We start from the raw sequence: 22,962 nt of genomic DNA, 5'->3' as shown, positions 1-22,962 counted from the left end.
TGGCCCAAAAGCCGGCAAATTGCCCGCAACAGACAGTATCCTCCGGCGCATCCGCACAATCCAGAGCGGAGGACAGAGCGACGCTAGGCATCCGCGTCCGACACGGGCTCCTCCTCCGGGAGGCAACGGCAAACCGCCGAAGTGGTCACACCAGACCAATGCCCTGGTTTCTTGAGCCAACAGCAGAAGCAGATATTCCTTCGTTTGATGCCCCGTCGAGAAAGTGCCGCTCAAGGTTCGGCTAACGGGCACCCGAGGCGACACTTAGCGCCGCGAAAATGCCGCCATTTATCGCTGCGATTCACAATCGACGTGTGTTCAGGACCTGCTGTGGCATCGATTCTCGATTCAGACCGTTCTCGAAATCCTTCGTTTTTGAGAATTCGTCATCCGGTTTGTGCATAGGTCCTGCTCTCCGTTTGCTTGGCCACCATGCTGTGGAGCACGATGTGGACATGGACATCATCATGGAGGGCGCTGCAGACGAACTGAAGTTCCGTCTTGAAGGAGTAGGGGTGCCGAGGGCAATTGCCTTCTCGATCAGCCAAGTGGCTTACGTCGAGCCAAAAGCCCTCCCTCATTGGGTGCCCCATCCGATAGTCGGAGAAAAAGAAGTGAGATGGCTTGTTCGTAAGTTCGAGCCCGAGCTTCAGCGTGTGACAGGCTCTCAGGCTAAATCGGCCCAAGTAATGCTTCTCTGCGTGAAGATCTTCGGCCCGATCGGAGGTGAGGTTGTATTCGCATCGGGGTACCCCGGCGCGCCCACGTCCGCACGCGGCCACCAAGCGCATCCGTCAAGCCTGAATGGGGGACAGCCTCTGCATGAGTCCGAAAGGCCCCTAATGAATAACCCATCGGCAGGTTGGTACAAGGACACTGACAACCCATCACAACAGAGATGGTGGGACGGCAAAACTTGGACTCAGCACACCCAAGCGATCGGCGGCCTTAGCAACACCATCGACGCTGCTGCCGGAACGAGCGGCACGGTCGGACCATCGAACCCAGCAGCAACGACTGGATTCAGTCTTGGCATCGCCGCCTTCTTCCTATTTAACACACCCATCTTTGGACTGCTTCTGTCGCTTGCTGCGGCGGTGGTCTCGGGGATCGGCCTGTCGAAGCAGTCATCCGCCATGGCAAAGAAATTTCGGGTGTTCGGGATTGTCGGCCTGATCCTTGGCATTGTTTATACGCTGATGGCACTCCTTGCTCTAAGCGGCGCCCTTTAGGAGGGTCAAAAAGCTGCGGGGTTGCTTCCACCACCGAGTTAGGCGAAAATGACCCCGCCCACGACCAGGGGCGCCAATGTGACCAGCAATTACCCCTCAGGGTAGGGAGAATACGAGACCCTGAACGGGCGCACGTTCGTGCAGCGAAATTCTGAAAGTGACAGCAAAGGCTCGGCTTACGCGTAGAAGTGCTGCCACGTTGGCATTGAGTGCAGAGGACTTCGGATATTCCGTGCAGGCGTCTTCTGAAAATGACATCGAAGTCGGTTGCACGGTGAACGACCGGCTTACGGGCGGGTCGAACTAGCCAATCTCGGTTGATGAGACGGGTGTCAATTTCGGTCTGCAACTCGATACATGATGGCCGTGCTTCGTGAGCGACTAAAGCGCCATTAGATGGGCTGCCGCCGACTCTCTCGGACCTAAAGAAACAGGTAGTGCCACCCAACAGACAGGTACCGACTACTGGTGACCGTAGTTTTGCCTGGTCTATAAACTCCGGATTGAGCCGTTATTTCGGCCAACCCGTTATGGGGGTGCCTGCCGGCACCGGTTGGTCTCGGCGCCGCGCCGCGCCGAGACGATTTCCGTCCGTCAATGAAGGCAGGTCATCTTCCCCAACGGCGCACGAACGCGACACTACATGTTAACGCCAACCGAAAATAGGGCCATTAGTGCCAATTGAAAACGGGGCCACGGGGTTGTGGTTCTATTGTGCCGTACTGGCGGCGGGTTGGTGTTTCTTGAGCCGGTAGCTGTTGCCTTTGAGGCTGATGACCTCGGCGTGGTGGACGATCCGGTCGATCATGGCCGAGGCGATGGTCAGGTCTCCGAAGACGTCGCCCCAGCGGGCGAACGGGAGGTTCGACGTCAGAATCATGGACGCGTGTTCGTAGCGGCTCGAGACGAGCTGGAAGAACAGGTTCGCCGCGTCCTGATCGAACGGGATATAGCCGACTTCGTCGACCACCAGGAGACTGTAGCGGCGGAGTTTGACCAGTTCCTGGGCGAGTTTCCCGCGGGAGTGCGCCTCCTGGAGCCGGGCGACCCAGCCAGTGGCGGAGTCGAAGAGAACCCGGTGCCCGGCCTTGGCTGCCTTGATGCCAATGCCGACCGCGAGATGGGTTTTGCCGGTGCCGGGTGGCCCGAGGAGGACCACGTTTTTGGCCTCGGAGAGGAACACCCCGGTGCCCAGATGCGCGATGAGGTTCCGGTCCGCGGAGGGCTGGTGATCGAAGTTGAACTCCTTGAGGTCCTTGTGGGCCGGGAACCTCGCGGCCTTGATCCGCGTCGCCGCTCCCGAAGCTTCACGTTCGGAGACTTCCCGGGAGAGGACAGCGGCCAGGTACTCCTCATGGGACCAGCCGGCGTCCCTGGCCTGGTCCCCGAGCCGGCGGAACCCATCACTGATCCGCGGTGCGCGCAGGGCCCGGGCGTAGTACTCGATCTGTGACGGAGTCCCGGTCATGAGGCCACCTCCAGAAGGGGCGCCGGCTGCTGGCCGAGGTCGATGCCGAAGATCTCGTCGTAGGCGGCCAGATCCCGCACCTCCACGACTTCCTCGGGTTCGGGGCGGTGGACTCTTTGGGTCCGGAAGTCCCGGCGCATCACCGCCGCGCGGGCCACATGGACCGGATCGGTCACTACAAGATGCCGGGCCCACGCCCGGACGTGCGTGGCAATGATGACACCCTCGTGCGTGACCCACACGGTGTCCAGATCAGCGACGATATCCACGATCCGCCCAATGAATGAAGGGTCCACGGAATAGTCGTTGGAGAACACCCGCACGTAGTAATCCCGCGGCAGGCGCACCGCGTTCCGGAACACCGCCTCCGGGCTCACCGGCGGCAGCTCCCGCATCCTCTCCCGGTCCAGGACGATCAGCTCGTCCGGGCGGCCGTGGCGGGACCGCGAATACCGGTGATTGGCCTTGGGCAGCCAGTCCTCCAGCTGGCCGTTGAAGTCCGCCGGGGAGCGAAAGTCCCGGCCCGGCATGAAGCGTTGCCGGAAGAACCTGTTCATCCGCTCGACCATGCCCTTGGACTCCGGATCCCGCGGCGGAAGCAGCTTGATCTCCAACCCCAGGGAGCCTGCGAACGCGGCCACCGGCTCCGTCGGTTTGCGCCTGCCAATGCCGGACTCGTTGTCCCACAACAGCCGCGACGGAACCGCCTGCGCGTCCTGCAGCAGCGTCCACATTCCGCCCAAAAGATCCGGCGTCGTCCGCGACGGCAGCATCCGTGCCTGGATGAATCCCGAGAACGCCGAGGTCATCACCAGCACCGGCGGCGTGTCGGACTGGCCCGCACCGACCGGCAGCGGCTCGTGCGGGAACCAAAGATCGCACTGGACCTGGAACCCCGGCTCGTGGACCAAACGGTCGGCCGGGTCCGGCGGGGCGTATTCCGGCCGGATCGCGGCGACCTTCGCCCGGAACAACGACGCGGAACCGGACCAGCCCACCCGCTCCGCCAGCGTCGCGGCCGGCATCGTCGGCGTCTTCACCAAAAGCTCCCGCACCCTGGGAGCAAACGCATCAAAACTCGATACCCCGGATGCCCGCTGATACTTCGGTGCCCGGTCCGACTCCAGCGCCCGGTCCACCGTTCCGCGGGAAACCCCCACGATCCTGCCGATCTCACGCTTCGAGTGCTTGCCTGTCGAAAACAGGTGGCGTATCTCCGCCCAATCATCCAAATTGATCACCTTCCATAATGGTCGGTGGCCCTATTTTCAGTTGGCGTTCCTGGCCCTATTTTCGGCTGGCGTTAACACTACAGACTTCGCTTTCCACATGCAGGAGGACTTGATGCGGTTCTTAACAGGATTGTCCCGGCGGTACCAGGGGCGGCGTTCCGCCCCGGACATGAAACAACTGGGAGCCGGCACACGCCGGTTCCGCCGGGGTAGACCCGCTTCCCTCGGGTTCCGGCGGCGTGCGGCCATCATCAGCACGATCCTGACGGCGCTCATGCTGGTCGGCAATATCCCGGCAACCGCCGCGGCCACGGTGACCTCCACGATCCCGGTCGGGACGCAACCGTACGGTGTTGCGTTCACCGCGGACGGGTCGACAGCCTACGTCACCAACGCCGGCTCCTCCACGATGTCGGTCGTCGATGTGGCGTCGGGCACGGTGACCTCCACGATCGACGTCGGGGCTACCCCACGGGGTGTTGCGTTCACCCCGGACGGGTCGACAGCCTACGTCATCAACTCCGATTCCGACTCGGTGTCGGTCATCGATGTGGCGTCGGGCACGGTGACCCCCACTGAGCTTGGCAACCCTGCCTACTTTTCGACGCCGTACGGTGTTGCGTTCACCCCGGACGGGTCGACGGCGTACGTGACCAACTTCGGCGGTTCCAACACGGTGTCGGTCATCGATGTGGCGTCGAGCACGGTGACCTCCCAGATCCCGGTCGGGCCGCATCCGTTTGGTGTTGCGTTCACCCCGGACGGGTCGACCGCCTACGTCACCATCCCCGATTCCGACACGGTGTCGGTCGTCGATGTGGCGTCGAGCACGGTGACCTCCACGATCCCGGTCGGGCCGCATCCGTTTGGTGTTACGTTCACCCCGGACGGGTCGACAGCCTACGTCACCAACGCCAATTCCGACACGGTGTCGGTCATCGATGTGGCGTCGGGCACGGTGACCTCCACGATCCCGGTCGGGACGGCTCCGTACGGTGTTGCGGTCACCCCGGACGGGTCGACAGCCTACGTCACCAACTCCGGTTCCGACACGGTGTCGGTCATCGATGTGGCGTCGGGCACGGTGACCTCCACGATCCCGGTCGGGCCGGAACCGGTCGGTGTTGCGTTCACCCCGGACGGGTCGACAGCCTACGTCACCAATTACGGTTCCGACACGGTGTCGGTCATCACGGTGAACCCGGTACCCCCGGTGTTCACTGCGGACACACCCCCGACCAAAGCGACCACGCGTGCCGCCTACAGCTACACGTTCACCGCCACGGGTGACCCGGCCCCCACGTTCTACGTGTCCTCCGGTGCACTGCCCGCAGGGCTGAGCCTGGACTCCAGCACGGGGGTCCTTTCCGGGACCCCGACCAAGGCCGGCAAGGCAACGTTTACGGTGACCGCCACCAACGGCATCAGCCCCGACGCAGTCACCCCACGCATCACGATCACCGTGACCAAGGGCAAGGGCCGCTGAGCATGACGATGTCTGGTTTGACGAATCGTTCATGCATGTCTGAGGGGACGCTGATGATGGGGAGCTCAACTCCACTCGGTTCGCCGTCCGGTGAAGGATCCCTTATCGTGCGTCCCGCTCGAACTTGTATGGGTTCAACAGCGATCTTTGCTGACACCTTGTGATGTTGGCTCTCGCCGGCATTCGACGCTAGAACCGCTGCACAGGCGCTCCTGAAAGTCGGCGACAAACGCTCCTGAAACTCACCACCACAGCGGGGCGTTATGCCAAGAACCCCTTCAGCGACTGCTGTCAACACCCCAGCACGAACGAAGACCTCGGCATAACGTTCCGCTGCGCATAACCGGCGTTATGGCCAGCTGCGCATAACCTCGGTCAGATCAACATGTACATGTCCGCTGTTGACGACCTCCTGAGTCATGCTGACGACGAGCCGACCATCGGACTGCTGCTGTGCAAAACGAAGAACAACGTCGTGGCCGAGTACTCTCTGCGGGGCTTCTCGAAACCGATCGGCATCGCCGAATGGGAATCCGCCGTTGTGGCGTCCTTGCCAGAGGAATTCGCCGCCACGCTGCCCAGCATCAGCGAAATCGAAGCCGAGCTTTCGCAAGACTTTTCACCAGGAGATCCGGTGAATTAGCCGGAATCATCATGAAAGGCTCCATGTCAGCCCGGTGTGAGGACGCAGAACTCGTTGCCCTCCGGGTCGGCGAGGCACACCCATGGCACATCGCCCTGGCCGACGTCGGCGTCAGTGGCGCCCAGCGCCCGCAGCCTGGCCACTTCTGCCGCCTGATCATCACCTGGGTACGGCATCAGGTCGAGATGGGCACGGTTCCACACGGTCTCCTCGTTAGTCGTGCGAAGTAGTTCCAGATACGGCCCGACGCCCTTGGCCGAACGCAGCCTCGCATGATCGTCGTTCACCTCGTGCACGGTCCAGTCCGTGGCCTCGCCCCAGAACCGGGCCAGGGCCCGCGGATCCGCGCAGTTGACCACCACCGTGGCGATCGGCCCGGTGTCCCGGTAGATCGGTCGCGGCTCCAGTACACAGAACACATTGCCTTCCGGGTCGGCCAGGACTGTCCACGGCACATCACCCTGGCCCACGTCGGCGGGCGTCGCGCCGAGTTCCAACAGGCGCGCGACCAGCTCCGCGTGATGGGCCGCATTGGTGGTGGCCAGATCGAGGTGCGCGCGGTACCTCACCGTCTCGGGGTCCGGGACGGTGACGACATCGATGCAGACGGCGGCGGGGTCCGGCCATGCGAAGTCCACAGGTTCAACATTCGTCACACCGGGTCCCTCGCTGGAAACACCCCAGCCGAGCGCCTCCGCCCAAAACCGGCCCAGCGTTGAGTCATCCCGAGCCTTGAAATTCACCTGAACAAGTCGCAGCGCCATACCGCCCGACCCTATACCCAGGTATTACCCGATAAGGGAGGCACGCCCTAGATCGGTCGCTATCGCGGAGTCTTTACTCCAAGGCGTCGTCGAGTCAACAATGGCTCTTACTACGGCCTCCGCCGGCTTGGCAGGGCGCCGCCCATCCGACTGCCGCCCCACCGGGCTGCCGTACACAGGAGCGCTGACATGAACGATCCGACATCCATATCCCAGACAACCTCGGCGGTATCTGATCGCGCTGCACGGCTGGCGTCGATCCCCTCCTTTCAGCGGGTTAACGCCTATATCCGGGAGTACAGTGCCCGCGGGCACAGGCAGGTGCCGGGCTGCGACTTCACCCTCGGCAATCCGCACCAGATGCCGGCCGACCGCTACGTGAATACGCTGCGGGACGCGCTGGCTCCTCAGAATGATCAGTGGTTCGCCTACCAGACCAACGGCGAGGCCGGCCGGGAAGCAGCCGCTCAATCCCTTCACAGGCTTCTGAATGTGCCCTTCCGGACGGAGGATATTTACCTCACCACCGGCGGCTTCGCCGCCATTGCCCTTGCGCTGAAGACCGTCGCCGATCCCGGCGACGAGATCATTTACAGCCTGCCGCCCTGGTTCCTATACGAGCCGCTGATCCTTGAAGCCGGGCTCGTACCGGTGAAGGTGAAAATCAACACAACCACGTTCGACCTGGACCTCGACGCGATCGAGGCCGCCATCACGGAACGCACCCGGGTATTGATCGTCAACTCGCCCAACAATCCCACCGGGCGGATTTATCCCCCCGAATTGCTGGCCCGGCTGGCCGAATTGATGGAGGCGGCCTCGGCGAGGATTGGACGGCGGATTTACCTCATCTCGGACGAAGCCTACAACCGGATCGTTTTCGACGGCTTGCGATTCCACAGCCCTGTGGAGTTCTACCCGCACACGCTCCTGGCCTACTCCTACGGCAAGACCCATCTCTCCCCGGGCGAGCGCGTCGGCTACCTGGCGTTGCCGCCCACCATGCCGCAGCGGGATGAGATGGAGCCGGCGATCACCGGCCTGCAGGTGGCGATGGGCTGGGTGTATCCGAACGCCCTGCTGCAGCACGCGCTTCCCGAACTGGAGAGGTTCACCATCGACGTCGGCCAGTTGCAGCGGCGCCGGGACCGTCTCGTCGATGTGCTCGGCGGCATGGGGTACCTCGTCCGGCGGCCGGAGGGCACGTTCTACCTGTATGTCACGTCCCCCATTTCGGACGACGAGGCGTTCGCCACCTCACTTGCCCGCCGGGATGTCTTCGTGTTGCCGGGCGTGCTGTTCGAGACGCCTGGCTTCTTCCGGATCTCCCTGACAGCCAACGAGGACATGATCGAACGCAGCTTGCCGGCATTCGAAGCGGCGATGAAGGAAAGCCGCCCGTGATTCATGCTGAGGGAGTCCTGCCGGCTGTAGTCGACAGGACTCCCTCCGCGTCCCGCTGAAGTTCCGGTTACCCCGGGATCTGGATCCGCGCCGATTCCTGCATCAGCGGGTCGGAGATCATCACGGTCGCCGCCCCGGGCGCCATGTCGAACGCGATATACCCTCGGGACTTGTCGCCCGGCAGGACGTCACCGGAACCAAGCTGGTTATCGGCAAACATGCTGAGGTCAGCCTTGCGGCCGCTTTCATCCTTGGCTGAGAAGTAGAAGGGATTCGAGCTCGTCTTCCCCGCCTCGGTCTCCCACAGTACGTCCAGGAGCCGGTACGTTCCGTTCTGCGGCGGCGACGCAAACGCAGTCGTGGTCACCGTGTCCGTCCGCACGGCGGAGACGATCGTCAGCGCGCCCGATCCCGTAGCCGATCAGGACCATCGAGGCGAGGACGAGCAGGACCCACGCGATGTTCCCGGCCCACCGACTGCCAGCTTCAGACATGGCCTTCACCCCCTACCCTGAGCTTAGAGCGGACCGTAGCCGAAATTGCCGGATGGGTCCCGCGAGGGGTCCTTCCACGGCCGTCCGCAGTCCAGGGTCCGCGCCGAGCCGATGGTTCCTCTCCTTTGGGATTTTTCGTTCAGGAAGCCCTTCTGGACACCTACTTTTGACGGAGTTTAAGCCACTGCAGTTTGGGCGGGCCGTGCCCTCATCCACTCCGGCTCGTTACGAAGACTGAAAGCCAGGAGTATCCACGCTGCACCGAACAGAGCCGATGCTGCTGCCCCGAATGCGAGAGGGAGGAGGGCTAAGGCGAACATCAGCGGGCGAAGTAGCAGGGTGAACACACCGGAGACCCCAAGCAGAATCAACGCCGCACCCAGCAGTCCCTGTCGCCCGCGCGATACCCTTCCATCCAAGACAGTGATCAACCCGCCAAGAAGCATTGCGAGGCCCAGCAGAGGAGTGCCCAGAGCCAACCCAAGGGTCTTCAGCGGATCGAACAGGATCACCTGCCCTACCAAGGCCACCACTCCAAACAGCGAAGCCAGCACCCCAAGAAGTAGGGCAGCGCGTTTCATTCTGTTGCGCCTCGTGGACACAGTGCGAAGGAACGACATGGAAGCCCAGAGTGTCAGCAACAGGGCCAGAACCCCTGGCAGATTGTAGACCCAATATAGGTCGTTGCTCAGGATTGGGGAATAGCCGAGGTCTTCCCGCCACACAACGTCGGGGCCCTGCGGGGTCATGAAACGGAAATATCCGTAGACGATCCAGAGGACTCCCCCACCGACCATGACCCAAAGGACTACGGGTCCGCGGCCCAGTAGCCTGCTTACGCTATTTCCAGTAGGAGCATTCACTGCCGGCCTCCTGCATTGGATTACTTGAACTTGGGGCGAGTGGCCGGGGCTGACCTGCGTGCCCGTGAGGTTCAGCGGGATGTGGCTCTCTGGGTTCGCTTTGACAGGGAGACGTGGTCTGACAGTATCCAGAGCCACGCCCCGGCGGTCACCACTCCTATAACCAGGCCTCCCAAGAGACCAGTGACGACGCGCTCGGTTCGCCACTAAGCCCCAGAAACAAGGACACGGCTGAGCCACAGCCCGGCGGACCACGACAAGGCGGATGCTGCCAGCCAGGTGAGACCGTACCGTGCAGGCCAGCGAACCGCCCACCACTGCAGGCCCCCAATGACCAGTCCTCCCAAATTGAACATCACGGGCAGTGCGACGCTGTCGGGAAACGTGTCTCCTACGCCGTGGATGAGCCACAGCGCCAAAATACTTACTGCCGCCCAACGCCACGAGTTCGGGATGATCTTTCGCATCAGATACCTCTGACTTATACCCACCAGACTGCCGGTCCCGAGCCCATTGACAACGGCCCCGGCGATCCCTGCCCAGTTAAACGCTTCCCCATTGTTGGGCGGAAACGAGCCTGGAAAGTGGAAGATGAAGCCGGAAATGCCGTAGGCAACCATCGTGATCAGGAACCACGAAGCTGCATAAAGCCATGCTTTCCGAGCCGATACCGCTTCCACCTCGCGCCTCCTGCTGGCCGGTCCCGCAACCATTGTCGGCGTTGCCCGGAACTTGGCGCAAGGCTGTGCGGCTGACCCCTTCAGTGTCGCTAGGGGGGCAAACCGTAACGCCTGCCGCATCCTCAGCGCCCGTCCCAGAGCGGCCGTACGGCCGCTGAGCTCTGTCCGCACTCTTCTCACAGTTGCTACTCGATGGCCCACCTTTTCGCCACAGCTCCCCTAGTCTGTATCCAGTGGACGCAGCGGCCGTCCTGACGGGGACGTAGGGAGGAATGTCATCAGCCAGGAACAGATAGCCAACAAGTTTGAGGCAGCATGGAGCCGGCCGCTAAGTTGGGCGAGGAGACGATCTTTGCCCAACCGCCAGCCAAACTCCGGCCTCACACTTGCGGGCTTACACACAGGCCCCGTGCGCCAACAGATCTAGTCGACTTGTCATGATCAAGTTGGTTGACTATCTCCAGTAGCTGGCGGCTCCGCGAGTAGTACGGGGCCGCCAACCGGGCTGTGTCTTCACCATGCCAATCAACTTGTCACTTGGGCCATATTAATTGGCGCTCGCCAACTAACCTGTCACTTGTGCCAAGTATCTTGGCAACTCACACAACTACGATGAAAGTGGCCATCTAAGTTGGGAAATGGCCAAGTACCGTGGAACCTCACAGTCGGGGTCTCACAAGTGGTCCTAGAAGTCCCAGTCGTCATCCTCAGTGTTGACAGCCTTGCCGATGACATACGACGAACCGGACCCCGAGAAGAAGTCGTGGTTCTCGTCGGCGTTCGGGGACAGGGCCGAGAGGATGGCCGGGTTCACGTCGGTGACGGAAGCCGGGAACATGGCCTCGTAGCCCAGGTTCATCAGTGCTTTGTTGGCGTTGTAGTGCAGGAACTTCTTGACGTCCTCGGCCAGGCCAACGGAGTCATAGAGGTCGTGCGTGTACTGGACTTCGTTTTCGTACAGCTCGAAGAGCAGTTCGAACGTGTAGTCCTTGATCTCCTGCTTGCGCTCCTCGGACAGGCCCTCAAGGCCCTTCTGGAACTTGTAGCCGATGTAGTAGCCATGGACGGCTTCGTCGCGGATGATCAGGCGGATCAGGTCAGCCGTATTCGTCAGCTTGGCCCGTGAGGACCAGTACATGGGCAGGTAGAAGCCCGAGTAGAACAGGAAGGACTCCAGCAGCGTGGAGGCCACCTTGCGCTTCAGGGGATCGTCGCCCTGGTAGTAGTCCATGACGATCTGGGCCTTCTTCTGAAGGTTCACGTTCTCGGTGGACCAGCGGAATGCCTCGTCGATCTCCTTGGTGGAGGCCAGCGTGGAGAAGATCGAGGAGTAGCTCTTGGCGTGAACGGACTCCATGAACGCAATGTTCGTGTAGACGGCTTCCTCGTGCGGGGTGATCGCGTCCGGAATCAACGACACGGCGCCGACGGTGCCCTGGATGGTGTCCAGCAGCGTCAGGCCGGTGAATACGCGCATGGTGAGCTGCTGCTCGTCCGGGGTCAGTGTGGCCCACGACTGGACGTCGTTGGACAGCGGGATCTTCTCGGGCAGCCAGAAGTTGTTGACCAGGCGGTTCCAGACGTCTACGTCCTTATCGTCCTGGATGCGGTTCCAGTTGATCGCTTCGACGTGGCTAAGCAGCTTGACCTTCTCGGTCATGTCATCCCCTAAAAGTTGGGTTGTTCTTTGAAGTTAAGCGTACGACGGCGGGCGGGCGCCCGCCGTCGTACTGTCAAGATTTAGTTGAAGCTACAACTAAAGCATGCAAGAAACGCAGTTGTCCACCTCGGTTCCCTCCAGCGCGAGCTGGCGGAGACGGATGTAGTAGATGGTCTTGATGCCCTTCTTCCAGGCGTAGATCTGGGCCCGGTTGATGTCGCGCGTAGTGGCCGTGTCCTTGAAGAACAGCGTCAGGGACAGGCCCTGGTCCACGTGCTGGGTGGCGGCGGCATAGGTGTCGATGACCTTCTCGTAGCCGAGCTCGTACGCGTCCTGGTAGTACTCCAGGTTGTCGTTCGTCAGGTACGGCGCCGGGTAGTACACGCGGCCGAGCTTGCCTTCCTTGCGGATCTCGATCTTGGACGCCACCGGGTGGATCGAGGAGGTGGAGTTGTTGATGTAGGAGATCGAGCCTGTCGGCGGGACGGCCTGCAGGTTCTGGTTGTAGATGCCGTGCTCCATAACGGAGGCCTTCAGCTCGCGCCAGTCATCCTGGGTGGGGATGTGGATGTTCTTGAACAGCTCCGCGACCTTCTCGGTCTGCGGCACCCACTCCTGCTCCGTGTACTTGTCGAAGAACTCGCCCGAGGCGTACTTGGACTTCTCGAAACCGCCGAAGGTCTGTCCCGTCTGGATGGACAGCAGGTTGGAGGCGCGGACCGCGTGGTACACCACCGAGTAGAAGTAGATGTTGGTGAAGTCCAGGCCCTCTTCGGAACCGTAGTGGACCCGCTCGCGGGCCAGGTAGCCGTGCAGGTTCATCTGGCCCAGGCCGATGGCGTGGGACTGGTCGTTGCCGCGGGCGATGGACGGCACCGAGGTGATGTTGGACATGTCCGAGACCGCCGAGAGGGACCGGATGGCCGTCTCGATGGTCAGGCCGAAGTCCGGGCTGTCCATGGCCTTGGCGATGTTCAGCGAGCCCAGGTTGCAGGAGATGTCCTTGCCGGTCTGGTCGTAGGACAGGTCATCATGGTACGTGGTGGGCTGGGAAACCTGGAGGATCTCCGAGCACAGGTTGGACATGATGATCTTGCCGTCGATCGGGTTTTCCCGGTTCACGGTGTCCTCGAACATGATGTACGGGTAGCCGGATTCGAACTGGATCTCGGCGAGGGTCTGGAAGAACTCGCGCGCCTTGATCTTGGTCTTCTTGATCCGGGAATCGTCCACCATCTCGTAGTACTTCTCGGTGACCGAGACGTCGGAGAACGGCATGCCGTAGACGCGCTCGACGTCGTACGGGGAGAACAGGTACATGTCCTCGTCCTTCTTGGCCAGCTCGAACGTGATGTCCGGGATGACAACGCCCAGCGAGAGGGTCTTGATGCGGATCTTCTCATCCGCGTTCTCGCGCTTGGTGTCCAGGAAGCGGTAGATGTCCGGGTGGTGCGCGTGCAGGTACACCGCACCGGCACCCTGGCGGGCACCGAGCTGGTTGGCGTAGGAGAAGCTGTCCTCGAGGAGCTTCATCACGGGGATGACGCCGGAGGACTGGTTCTCGATCTGCTTGATCGGGGCGCCCACTTCGCGGATGTTGGTCAGCGCGAACGCCACACCGCCGCCGCGCTTGGACAGCTGCAGCGCCGAGTTGATGGACCGGCCGATCGATTCCATGTTGTCTTCGATGCGGAGCAGGAAGCAGGAGACCAGCTCGCCGCGCTGCTTCTTGCCGGCGTTCAGGAACGTGGGCGTGGCCGGCTGGAAGCGGCCTTCGATGATCTCGTCCACCATCTGCAGGGCGAGCTTCTCGTCGCCACGGGCCAGGTGCAGGGCCACCATGCAGACGCGGTCCTCGTAGCGTTCCAGGAATCGATTGCCGTCGAACGTCTTCAGCGTGTAGGACGTGTAGAACTTGAACGCGCCCAGGAAGGTCTCGAAGCGGAACTTCTTCTTGTACGCGCGGTTGTAGAGCTCGCGGATGAAGTTCATCGTGTACTGGTCGAGGGTTTCGCGCTCGTAGTACTGGTTCTTCACCAGGTAGTCGAGCTTCTCTTCCAGGTCATGGAAAAAGACGGTGTTGTTGTTCACGTGCTGCAGGAAGTACTGGTGTGCAGCCTCGCGGTCGGCCTCGAACTGGATCTCGCCGTTCGGACCGTACAGGTTCAGCATGGCGTTGAGCTCGTGATAGCCCAGGCCCTTATAGGCGGCCGGCATCTCGGGCTTTTCGACGGCGGCGCCTGCGCGGGTGCCCTGGCCTTCGGCCCTGGTTACTTCTGTGTCTGCGACAGTCGTGTCCAAAACGTGTCCAATCCATTGTGTACGCGGGCCACGTCTTCTGGCGTGCCCATTAGTTCAAATCTGTAAAGCCGGGGGACGTTGCACTTGGCGGCAATAATGTCCGCGGCCATGCAGTAGTTGTCCCCGAAGTTTGTGTTGCCTGCACCGATAACCCCACGGATCAGTTGCCTGTTCTGCGGGTCGTTCAGAAAGCGGATCACCTGCTTGGGCACGGAGCCCTCTCCCCCGGTGCCCCCGTACGTCGGCACAACCAGGACGTAAGGCCGGGTGGCGAGAAGGGGTGCATCCTTTGCATGGAGCGGGATCCGTGCCAGCTCACATCCGAGCTTCGCGACAAAGCGGCTGGTGTTCTCGGAGGTGGAGGAAAAGTAGATGAGCTGGCTCTGTGTGGTGACAGGCGCCAACGGGGCCACCTGGGCCCTGGCTACTGCCAGTGCTGACACGGGAGTCACCTCATGTGTGCGGATTGAAAGTTGCCGGCTGGCGAAAGTGTAGGGCCTTAGGCCACGGAGGAAACGGCAGACAGTGCCAGTTCCTCGATCTTGTCCGGGCGGAAGCCTGACCAGTGGTCCTGGTCCGTGACTACAACAGGTGCCTGCATGTAGCCCAGCGCCTTCAGGCGCTCAAGGGCCTCGGCGTCCTGGGAGATGTCAACGCTCTGGTAAGTGATGCCCTTTTTGTCCAGCGCACGGTAGGTTGCGTTGCACTGTACACACGCAGGTTTGGTGTAAACCGTAACGGTCATTGTCCCTGTCCCCTTTATCGAAATCTTCGCTCGTCTTTGTCCTGCCCAAGCTGTACGTCGATACTACATGTAGTGCAGACGGCTCTTCGGAACCCCAAGATGATGTATTACAAGTATGTCATTTAATGCACTTTTAATCCACAGGCAAGCGCCCTCAAAATGTCCGGAATCCCGCCGTTTTTGCGGACGAAATCCACACCCTGTGGAGTACTTAGCCACAATTAACCCCCCGCGTGTCGCGTGTTGGACGGCGTGTCGCGCCTAGTGGGCGGACCACTATATCTAGTGCCGGGCACGCAAAAGGGGCCCTGAAGATGCCTTCAGGACCCCTGCGACGTGATGAACCTAACCAGCTACAGCTGGGCCTCCCGGCGGTCCAGGACAATCTGCTGCACGTCCAGGTAGCCGGACTGGAAACCCGCCCGTGAATAGCACAGGTAGAACAGCCACATCCGCTGGAAAACGGCGTCGAACCCCAGCCCGCCCACCTCCTGCGAGCGCGCGATGAACTGTTCCTCCCAGAGGCGGAGGGTCGCGGCATAGTGATCGCCCAGGCCCATCCGCTCCCGCACACGGAGTGTGGTGTGCTGCTGGGTCACACTTTCGATGGCCCGCACGGACGGCAGGAAGCCACCGGGGAAGATGTACTTGTGCACCCAGGTGTACGCGTTGCGCGTGGCCAGCATGCGGCCGTGCGGCATGGTGATGGCCTGGATGGCCACCTTCCCGCCCGGGGCCAGCACGCGGTCGATGGTCTGGAAGTAGATGGGCCAGTACTCATAGCCAACCGCCTCGACCATTTCCACTGACACAACGGCATCGAACTCGCCTTCCACGGCGCGGTAGTCCTGCAGCGCCACGGTCACCTGGTCTGCGTAACCGGCGGCTGCAATCCGTTCCTGCGCCAGCGCCCGCTGCTCACTGGAGAGCGTCACGCTGTAGACAGTGGCACCGCGGGCTGCTGCCCGGAGGGCCAGCTCACCCCAGCCGGTGCCGATCTCCAGCAGCCGCGTGCCGGATCCGACGCCGGCCTTGTCCAGCAGCCTGTCGATCTTGGCTTGCTGGGCTTCCGCCAAGGCGTCCCACGGGACCGACTCCAGCGCACCATCGCTCAGCGGGAAGAGCGCCGAGGAGTAGCTCATGGTGGTGTCCAGGAAGTTGGAGAAGAGCTCGTTGGAGAGGTCGTAGTGCCGCGAGATGTTGCTGCGCGTGTTGTGCTCTTCGTTGCGTTCCTGCCGCGGCGTCCGCGGCAGGTACAGGGTCCGCAGCCTCTGCAGCGGTGCGGGGATCAGCGTGTCCACGGACGCGGCGAAGACCTCCAGCACCCCGGCGAGGTCTGATGCTTCCCAGTCCCCCGCCATAAAGGACTCGCCCAGCCCGATCAGGCCGTTGTCACCGATCCGCACTTCGAACGCTGCAGGCCTGAGCATGGTCATCACCGGTGCGTCCGGGCCACCGGTGCCCAGCACCGAACCGTCCGGGTAGGCAACGCGCAGGGGCAGCCGGCGTACGGCGGCCTTGAACAACAGGCCGGCGGCCTTGCCCGCCACGAGCGCTTTAGTGCCCGACGGCGCGTGGGCAACACCGGGCCACACTTCCGGATCGATGGTGGCCGGCGACGCCGGTACCCCGGCAGCGGTCCGTTCCGTCACCGGGTGCCGTACGGCTGACTTCGCGGCGGAGACCTCCGCAGTCGCGGCTGTTCCGTTTTCATCGGTCATGGTCATTGGACTGCCTCCTGTGGGGGGTGATGTGGTTTTTTGATGACTGGAAGGCGTCGCGCCCAGAGTTTGATGCCCTGGACCCGGATCAGCGCCGATACCAGCAGCGGCGCGGCCGGGACGGCAACGGCCGCTGCCAGGATGTTCCTGACGGTGGCCGGGCGCCGGTCCCCGTCCATGGTCGCGGCGAACGGCCGCTGCCCTTCCCGCTCCAGGACGATGGAGACGGACAGCCGCTGCTCCGGGGCGGGCAGCTTCATCCGGTACTGCCCGTCAACGTCATTGAACGGTGAAACGTAGAAGGCCTTGGGCACGCTGGCCCGTCCGGAAGGATCCGTTTCCAGGAGATAACAGTGGCGTTCGCCGTAGGTGTTGTGGACCTCGGCGATGACACACTGCAGCTCCCCGGACGTCCGGTAGCACCAGAAGAGGGTGAGCGGGTTGAAGACGTGGCCGAAAACCCGGGCGCTGGTCAGCATCCGGATGGCCCCGCCGTCGGGCTCTATCCCCCGGGTCCGCAGGAACCGTTCCACGTTGCTGCGGATGGCGGCGTCGGGATCACCCAGGTGGTCGGCGGCTCGGAAGACAGCCAGCGGCCGCATGAGCCGGGGCAGAACCGGGAGCCGGTCCACGTCCACAAACCAGCTGTAGCTCCGGTAGGTGAACGCATTCTTAAGCGGCGTCTGGCGCACGTGGGAAATGGACGTGCGGTAGATGGCTGCGGTTGAGCTCATGCGCCCTCCGAGGCAGAGAGCAGTTCGGGCTCGGGTGCCTGAGTAGCGGGCGTATCCCAAGTTCGTCCCAGGCTCGCGGCGGCACGGACACCGGCCAGGGCGCCGTCCTCGTGGAACCCCCAGCCCAGGTAGGCGCCGGCGTAGGCGATGCGGTCGTCACTCAGGGCCGCAATGCGCTGCTGTGCCCGCAAAGATTCGGGGGTGTACTGGGGGTGTTCGTAGACCAAATGGTCCAGCACCCGGTCCTCCGCGATGAGCTCGGACTCCCCCAGGCTCACCAGGTACGGCAGGCCATCGGCAGGCTCCAGGCGCTGCAGCCGGGTGAGGTCGTAGCTGACCAGGACCATGTCCGGGCGGGCTTCGCAGTCCGGGAGACGGTAGTTCCAGGACGCCCTGGCATTGTCCGCGGCGGGCAGGACGGCCGGGTCCCGGTGGAAAACGGTGTGGTTGACGGAGTACGGCATCTGCCCCAGGGCTTCCTTTTCGGCCGGCGTGGCGTCCGCGAGGAAGCCCAGGGCCTGGGCCGGGTGCGTGGCAATGACCACGGCCTCGAAATCCTCCACTCCGCGATCGGTGTCCACTTCCACGCCGAGGGCGTGGCGCCGGATAGCGGTGACCGGACTGCTAAGCCTGATGTCCGGGAGCGTGGCGGCCAACTTCTCCACGTACTGCCCCGAACCGCCGGTGACCGTCCGCCACTGCGGCGAACCCTTGACGCCCAGCATGCCGTGGTGGCCCAGGAACGTGAAAAGGTAGCGCGCCGGATAGGACAGTGCCGTGGTGGGATCGCACGACCACACCGCGCTGACCACCGGCGTCATGAAATGGGAGATGAAGTACTTGCTGAAGCGTTCCTTTGCCAGGAAGTCACCGAGGGTCAGCTCCGCGCCGCCCGCACCAGGGCCGGCGTCGGACGCTGGAGCTGACTCAATCAGAGCGCGGGCCCTGCGGTAGAAGCGCATGACCTCCAGCAGCATCAGCAGGTAGCGTCCGCGCAGCAGGCTGGACGGGCGGGCGATGATGCCACGACCGCCCCCGCGGGCCCCGGCGTACTCCAGGCCGCAGCCATCACAGCGGACGGACATGCTCATTTCGGAGTCCTGCGTCTCCACGCCCAGCTCGGCGAACAGCCGCAGCAGGGTGGGGTAGGTCCGCTCGTTGTGGACGATGAAGCCGGTGTCGATGCCGAGGACGGATCCATCCGGCTGCGCGACATTGTGGGTGTGGGCGTGGCCGCCCAGCCTGCTGTCCGTCTCGAAAAGGGTGACGTTGTCGTGCCGGTTCAGGACATACGCGGCCGTCAGGCCGGCCACTCCGCTGCCCACGACCGCGATGCGCCGTCCCTGCGGCTTGAAGGTCGAGTTCCCTGCCAAAGACACTGTTCTGCTCCCCTGCTCGGACTGCATGTGCGCTTGCTCGGTGCAAACTCTCTAGGGGCAGTTCGACGCCGTGGGGCCGGTGGATGACTGAGTTTGCCGTAAATCTTTGTGCCAGAATGAAGCGGGCGTTCCATCCCCGGCACACCGCAGTGCCAAGGCGGCCCTGACCGAAGGACAGCGTTGGTAAATCCCGTACATCTGAAGACCCTCCTGGAAGTTACCCGGCTGGGCTCGTTCGCTGCGGCAGCGGCACGCCTGGGCTACACGGCGTCGGCGGTTTCGCAACAGATGTCCGCCCTGGAACGCGAGACCGGCGTGGTCCTGTTCCAGCGTTCGGCCCGCAGCGTGGTCCCCACGGAAGCGGCAGAAGTGATGACCCGGCACGCCGCGAAGGTGCTGACGGACATCGAAGCCCTGATGGCGGCAGCCTCGAAGACGCACAGCAGCACCAGCCAGGAGCTCCGGCTGGGAATCTTCCCCAGCCTGGCAACCTACGTGCTTCCGCGCATCCTGAAGAATCCGGCGTGGAAGGACCTGGCCATCGACCTCAAAGTATCGGTGGCCGAACCGGCCCAGACCATCCAGGGACTGCGCACCGGCGGAGAGCTGGACGTGGCGCTCGTTTTCCAGGTGGGCCAGTCCGGGCTCGCCTGGCCGCACACCATTAACCGGCAGTGGATCGGCGATGACAACTTCCGGGTAGTGCTCCCCGCGGGCTGGGGGTTCCGCACGGACGCCAAGGTGGCCGCTGACCATCTGTCCGAGCTGCCCTGGATCATGCACCACCCCGGGAGCCCCGACGCCGTGGTGATCGAACGGCTCTTTGCCAGCTGCAACCTGCATCCGCGCGTGGTGGCCCACAGTGACGACTTCCATGCCAGCCTCGAAATGGCGGCCGCCGGACTGGGCGCGGCGCTGGTGCCCGAGCTCGCATTGCGGAACCGGCCGGCCGGCGTCGTAGTGCTGGACGTTCCCGAGATCAGGCTGGCCCGGAACGTGTTTGCCCTGCTCATCAACGAGAAGAAGACCGCCCGGGTGCAGCTGTTTGTGGACCTGCTCGCCGAGACGATGGCTGCTGCGGGGTCCTCAGGCAATTAGCCCGGAATGCTGGAAAGCGCGGCACTTGGGGTCTATGTTGAAGGTATGAACAGGGTAGCGAGCCAGCACTTTGGAGAAATCGAGCTCAACCACGGCAGGGATCACAACATCGCCGCCAAACATGAGCTGGGTGGCCAGGTACTGGAACTTGACCTGAACATCAACGCACACGACCACTTTGACGAAGCGGCCATGCACAAGGTGGACTACCGGTTGCGGTTCCTCCCCGAGCTGGTGGACGAGGTGCGGCAGATGATCGCCGAGGAGCTGGAGCAGGAAGGCACCAGCCCCCAGGAATACCTCCACTTCCACTGCAGCGCCCTCAAGGACGAGCACCTGCAGAAAGTCTTCGGCGTGGAGGAACGCAGCCAGCTCACCAACGACGTCTTCCTCAAAGCCCTCAAGCTCGGCCACGTGGGCATTTTCCCCGGCCAGCCCGAGCGCTACTTCGTCATGGACTTCACCCTGGGCTCACACTTCACGGACGAGGTCCTGGTGGTAGCCGCCGACGAAGACGGCGTGGTGGACGACGAAATCCTCTGGGAGTCCTGAACCCTTAACGCACGACGGCGGCCGGTCACCTTTCGGTGACCGGCCGCCGCTGTTTGCTCGCTTCTCAAGGTCCGGTGCGCTGAGCTCACCGGACCTTGAGCCTCTGCGAGCTCTCTTATGGTTACTTCGCGGACTCCAGCAGGCCGGCGCGGACCGTCTTGGTGGCCTTGACCAGGTTGCGCAGGGACTCTTCGGTCTCGGCGTAGCCGCGGGTCTTCAGGCCGCAGTCCGGGTTGACCCAGAGCTGGCGGGATGGGACGTGCTTGACGGCGGTGGCCAGGAGTTCAGTGACCTCCGCTTCGCCCGGAACACGCGGCGAGTGGATGTCGTAGACGCCCGGACCAACGCCGCGGCCGAAGCCGTGGGACTCGAGGTCGTGGACAACCTCCATGCGGGACCGTGCCGCTTCGATGGAGGTGACGTCTGCGTCGAGGCCGTCAATGGCGTCGATGATCACGCCGAACTCCGAGTAGCAGAGGTGGGTGTGGATCTGCGTGGCGTCGGCCGCACCGGCGGTGGCCAGGCGGAAGGAATCCACTGACCACTTCAGGTAGGTGGCGTGGTCGGCCTTGCGCAGCGGCAGGAGTTCGCGCAGTGCGGGCTCGTCCACCTGGATGACCTTGATGCCGGCAGCCTCGAGGTCCGCGATTTCGTCGCGGAGGGCCAGGCCAACCTGGTTGGCGGTCTCGCCCAGCGGCTGGTCGTCGCGGACGAAGGACCAGGCCAGGATGGTGACCGGACCGGTGAGCATGCCCTTCATGGGCTTGCTGGTCAGCGACTGGGCGTACTCGGCCCAGGCCACCGTGATGGGGGCGCTGCGGGTGACGTCGCCCCAGAGGATGGACGGGCGCGTGCAGCGTGAGCCGTAGGACTGGACCCAGCCGTGGACCGTGACGTCGAAGCCTTCGAGGTTCTCGGCGAAGTACTGGACCATGTCGTTGCGCTCAGGCTCGCCGTGCACCAGCACGTCGTAGCCGAGCTCTTCCTGCAGCTCAACAACGCGCTTGATCTCGTCCTTCATGAGCTGCTCGTACTGCTCGTTGGTGAGGGCGCCCTTGTTGTTGCGGGCACGCGCCGAGCGGATCTCGGACGTCTGCGGGAAGGAGCCGATGGTGGTGGTGGGCAGCGGCGGGAGGTGCAGTGCCTCTTCCTGGGCGGCTTCGCGGACCGTGTAGGCGGAGCGGCTGAAGTCCGCTGCGGTCAGGGCCTCGGTGCGGGCCCGGACGTCGTTGCGGCGGACGCCTTCGGCGATGGCGCGGGCTGCGATGATGGCGGATGCCTCGTCGATGGCTGCCTTGGCTGAGGCCGGGTCGGCCAGGTAGGACGCGAGCGTCTTGACCTCCACGGCCTTCTGGTCGGCGAACGCGAGCCAGCTGCGCAGCTCCTCGGAGAGCTGGCCTTCTTCGGTGACGTCGTGCGGGACGTGCTGGGTGGAGGTGGAGGTGCTGACGGCGATCCGGCCGGCGGCAGCCTTCAGTTCGTCCAGCTTGGCGGCGGCGACGGCGAGGTCGTTGCGCCAGATGTTGTGGCCGTCCACAACGCCGGCAACCAGGGTCTTGTTGCCCAGGCCGGCCAGGGCCGCTGCGGACGGGACCGCGCCCTTGAAGGCGTCGATGTGCAGGGCGTCGATGTTGGTGGCGGCAAGTGTGCCCAGCTGGCCATCGAGGGCGCCGTACGGGGTGGAGACAAGGATCTGCGGGCGCTTGGCCGCACCGGAGAGGACTTCGTAAGCGCGGGCAACGGCTGCTTCGATTTCGGCGGCCGGGGTGTCCTGGTCAACAACCAGGGCGGGCTCGTCCAGCTGGATCCAGCTGGCGCCTGCGGCGGCGAGCTTCTCGAGCAGCTGCACGTAGACCGGCAGGACGTCTTCGAGGCGGGACAGCGGAGCGAAGCCTGCGGGGGCTTCATCCGAAGCCTTGGAGAGCAGCAGGTAAGTGACCGGGCCAACGATGTACGGGCGGGTCTCGATGCCGTTGGCCAGGGCGAACTCGAATTCCTCAACGATGCGGTTGGAGGCGAGGGTGAACTCGGTCTCCGGACCAATCTCCGGAACGAGGTAGTGGTAGTTCGTGTCGAACCACTTGGTCATTTCCAGCGGCTGCTGGTCCTTGGTGCCACGGGCCAGGGTGAAGTAGCCGTCGATGTCGAGCTGGCCTTCGGCGTTGAGGAGCTTGCCGAAGCGGGCCGGGACAGCGCCGAGGTGGGCGGTGGCGTCCAGGACCTGGTCGTAGTAGGAGAACGTGCCCGGAACAGCGGCGGCTTCGGTGAGGCCCAGTTCCTGCAGGCGCTTGGCGATGGTCAGCTGGATGCCCTTGGCGGCGGTGTCCAGGGCAGCAGCGTCGATCTTGCCGGCCCAGTAGGCTTCGATGGCCTTCTTGAGCTCGCGGCGGCGGCCGATGCGCGGGTAGCCGAGGAGTGACGCGGCCGGGAACGGAGTGACAGGGGTGTTCTGTTCAGTCATGGGAGATTCCTTGAGTGTTAGTGGAAACTGTGAATGGTCTGGCGG

The 22,962-nt window shown here is 63.3% G+C and carries 19 protein-coding genes and 1 pseudogene; 6 read left to right on the top strand and 14 right to left on the bottom strand.

Features of this window, described 5'->3' with window-relative positions; translation table 11 throughout:
- Positions 1-455: 455 nt before the first annotated feature.
- Positions 456-1,232, top strand: coding sequence for a DUF2510 domain-containing protein (locus tag MUN23_RS18685; protein ID WP_248760328.1), 777 nt, complete (start codon positions 456-458; stop codon positions 1,230-1,232).
- 709 nt (positions 1,233-1,941) lie between these two features.
- Here MUN23_RS18685 and istB read toward each other — a convergent pair.
- Together istB and istA are read right to left on the bottom strand one after the other, a co-directional pair.
- Complete coding sequence (gene istB / locus MUN23_RS18680; RefSeq protein ID WP_248760326.1) at positions 1,942-2,700, bottom strand: IS21-like element helper ATPase IstB; 759 nt, start codon at positions 2,698-2,700, stop codon at positions 1,942-1,944.
- On the bottom strand, positions 2,697-3,941 hold the full coding sequence (gene istA, locus MUN23_RS18675; RefSeq protein ID WP_248760325.1) for an IS21 family transposase: 1,245 nt from the start codon (positions 3,939-3,941) through the stop codon (positions 2,697-2,699). Before istA ends, istB begins: the two co-directional genes overlap by 4 nt.
- A 103-nt stretch (positions 3,942-4,044) precedes the next feature.
- Between istA and MUN23_RS18670 the strand changes: the two genes are divergently transcribed.
- Positions 4,045-5,418, top strand: a complete 1,374-nt coding sequence (locus MUN23_RS18670) for a beta-propeller fold lactonase family protein (protein ID WP_248760324.1) — start codon at positions 4,045-4,047, stop codon at positions 5,416-5,418.
- A 376-nt stretch (positions 5,419-5,794) separates the two neighbouring features.
- Positions 5,795-6,061: pseudogene (locus MUN23_RS18665) on the top strand (PDDEXK nuclease domain-containing protein); the annotation flags it as partial.
- A 26-nt stretch (positions 6,062-6,087) separates the two neighbouring features.
- Here the strand turns inward: MUN23_RS18665 and MUN23_RS18660 are convergent.
- On the bottom strand, positions 6,088-6,825 hold the full coding sequence (locus tag MUN23_RS18660; protein ID WP_248760322.1) for a VOC family protein: 738 nt from the start codon (positions 6,823-6,825) through the stop codon (positions 6,088-6,090).
- A 189-nt stretch (positions 6,826-7,014) separates the two neighbouring features.
- Between MUN23_RS18660 and MUN23_RS18655 the strand changes: the two genes are divergently transcribed.
- On the top strand, positions 7,015-8,229 hold the full coding sequence (locus tag MUN23_RS18655) for an aminotransferase class I/II-fold pyridoxal phosphate-dependent enzyme (protein ID WP_248760321.1): 1,215 nt from the start codon (positions 7,015-7,017) through the stop codon (positions 8,227-8,229).
- Between the two features lie 67 nt (positions 8,230-8,296).
- Here the strand turns inward: MUN23_RS18655 and MUN23_RS18650 are convergent, their stop codons facing one another.
- The 10 genes from MUN23_RS18650 to MUN23_RS18605 all read right to left on the bottom strand — a co-directional run bounded on the left by MUN23_RS18650 (position 8,297) and on the right by MUN23_RS18605 (position 18,806).
- Positions 8,297-8,596: a DUF4352 domain-containing protein gene (locus tag MUN23_RS18650; RefSeq protein ID WP_248760320.1), complete on the bottom strand. Its 300-nt coding sequence runs from the start codon at positions 8,594-8,596 to the stop codon at positions 8,297-8,299.
- Positions 8,597-8,899: 303 nt separating this feature from the next.
- Complete coding sequence (locus MUN23_RS18645) at positions 8,900-9,304, bottom strand: hypothetical protein (RefSeq protein WP_248760319.1); 405 nt, start codon at positions 9,302-9,304, stop codon at positions 8,900-8,902.
- Positions 9,305-9,792: 488 nt separating this feature from the next.
- Positions 9,793-10,266 carry a hypothetical protein gene (locus MUN23_RS18640; RefSeq protein ID WP_248760317.1) on the bottom strand — a complete coding sequence of 158 codons (474 nt, stop codon included), beginning with the start codon at positions 10,264-10,266 and terminating at the stop codon, positions 9,793-9,795.
- A 685-nt stretch (positions 10,267-10,951) separates the two neighbouring features.
- A complete protein-coding gene (gene nrdF, locus MUN23_RS18635; RefSeq protein ID WP_024368367.1) occupies positions 10,952-11,926 on the bottom strand; it encodes a class 1b ribonucleoside-diphosphate reductase subunit beta in 975 nt (324 codons plus the stop codon).
- A 96-nt stretch (positions 11,927-12,022) separates the two neighbouring features.
- Positions 12,023-14,143: a class 1b ribonucleoside-diphosphate reductase subunit alpha gene (nrdE, locus tag MUN23_RS18630; RefSeq protein WP_248764138.1), complete on the bottom strand. Its 2,121-nt coding sequence runs from the start codon at positions 14,141-14,143 to the stop codon at positions 12,023-12,025.
- 53 nt (positions 14,144-14,196) lie between these two features.
- Positions 14,197-14,670: a class Ib ribonucleoside-diphosphate reductase assembly flavoprotein NrdI gene (gene nrdI / locus MUN23_RS18625; protein WP_200950610.1), complete on the bottom strand. Its 474-nt coding sequence runs from the start codon at positions 14,668-14,670 to the stop codon at positions 14,197-14,199.
- A gap of 56 nt (positions 14,671-14,726) precedes the next feature.
- A complete protein-coding gene (nrdH, locus tag MUN23_RS18620) occupies positions 14,727-14,972 on the bottom strand; it encodes a glutaredoxin-like protein NrdH (protein ID WP_013601222.1) in 246 nt (81 codons plus the stop codon).
- A gap of 353 nt (positions 14,973-15,325) precedes the next feature.
- The gene (locus tag MUN23_RS18615; protein WP_248760315.1) at positions 15,326-16,699 is read right to left on the bottom strand and encodes a class I SAM-dependent methyltransferase; all 1,374 of its coding nucleotides are present in this window, start codon (positions 16,697-16,699) and stop codon (positions 15,326-15,328) included.
- On the bottom strand, positions 16,696-17,427 hold the full coding sequence (locus tag MUN23_RS18610) for a DUF1365 domain-containing protein (RefSeq protein ID WP_248760313.1): 732 nt from the start codon (positions 17,425-17,427) through the stop codon (positions 16,696-16,698). Before MUN23_RS18610 ends, MUN23_RS18615 begins: the two co-directional genes overlap by 4 nt.
- Positions 17,424-18,806 carry an NAD(P)/FAD-dependent oxidoreductase gene (locus MUN23_RS18605; RefSeq protein WP_248760312.1) on the bottom strand — a complete coding sequence of 461 codons (1,383 nt, stop codon included), beginning with the start codon at positions 18,804-18,806 and terminating at the stop codon, positions 17,424-17,426. Before MUN23_RS18605 ends, MUN23_RS18610 begins: the two co-directional genes overlap by 4 nt.
- Before the next feature lie 180 nt (positions 18,807-18,986).
- Here MUN23_RS18605 and MUN23_RS18600 point away from each other — a divergent pair, with 180 nt between their 5' ends.
- Together MUN23_RS18600 and MUN23_RS18595 are read left to right on the top strand one after the other, a co-directional pair.
- Positions 18,987-19,904, top strand: a complete 918-nt coding sequence (locus MUN23_RS18600; protein WP_141140796.1) for a LysR family transcriptional regulator — start codon at positions 18,987-18,989, stop codon at positions 19,902-19,904.
- Between the two features lie 45 nt (positions 19,905-19,949).
- Positions 19,950-20,456, top strand: a complete 507-nt coding sequence (locus MUN23_RS18595; RefSeq protein ID WP_056341533.1) for a DUF2004 domain-containing protein — start codon at positions 19,950-19,952, stop codon at positions 20,454-20,456.
- A gap of 121 nt (positions 20,457-20,577) precedes the next feature.
- Here the strand turns inward: MUN23_RS18595 and metE are convergent, their stop codons facing one another.
- The gene (gene metE, locus MUN23_RS18590) at positions 20,578-22,917 is read right to left on the bottom strand and encodes a 5-methyltetrahydropteroyltriglutamate--homocysteine S-methyltransferase (RefSeq protein ID WP_248760311.1); all 2,340 of its coding nucleotides are present in this window, start codon (positions 22,915-22,917) and stop codon (positions 20,578-20,580) included.
- Positions 22,918-22,962 lie beyond the last annotated feature (45 nt).

The sequence above is a fragment of the Pseudarthrobacter sp. SSS035 genome, assembly GCF_023273875.1.
In the GTDB taxonomy this organism is placed as follows: domain Bacteria; phylum Actinomycetota; class Actinomycetes; order Actinomycetales; family Micrococcaceae; genus Arthrobacter.
This window is presented reverse-complemented; position numbering and strand designations above follow the sequence as displayed.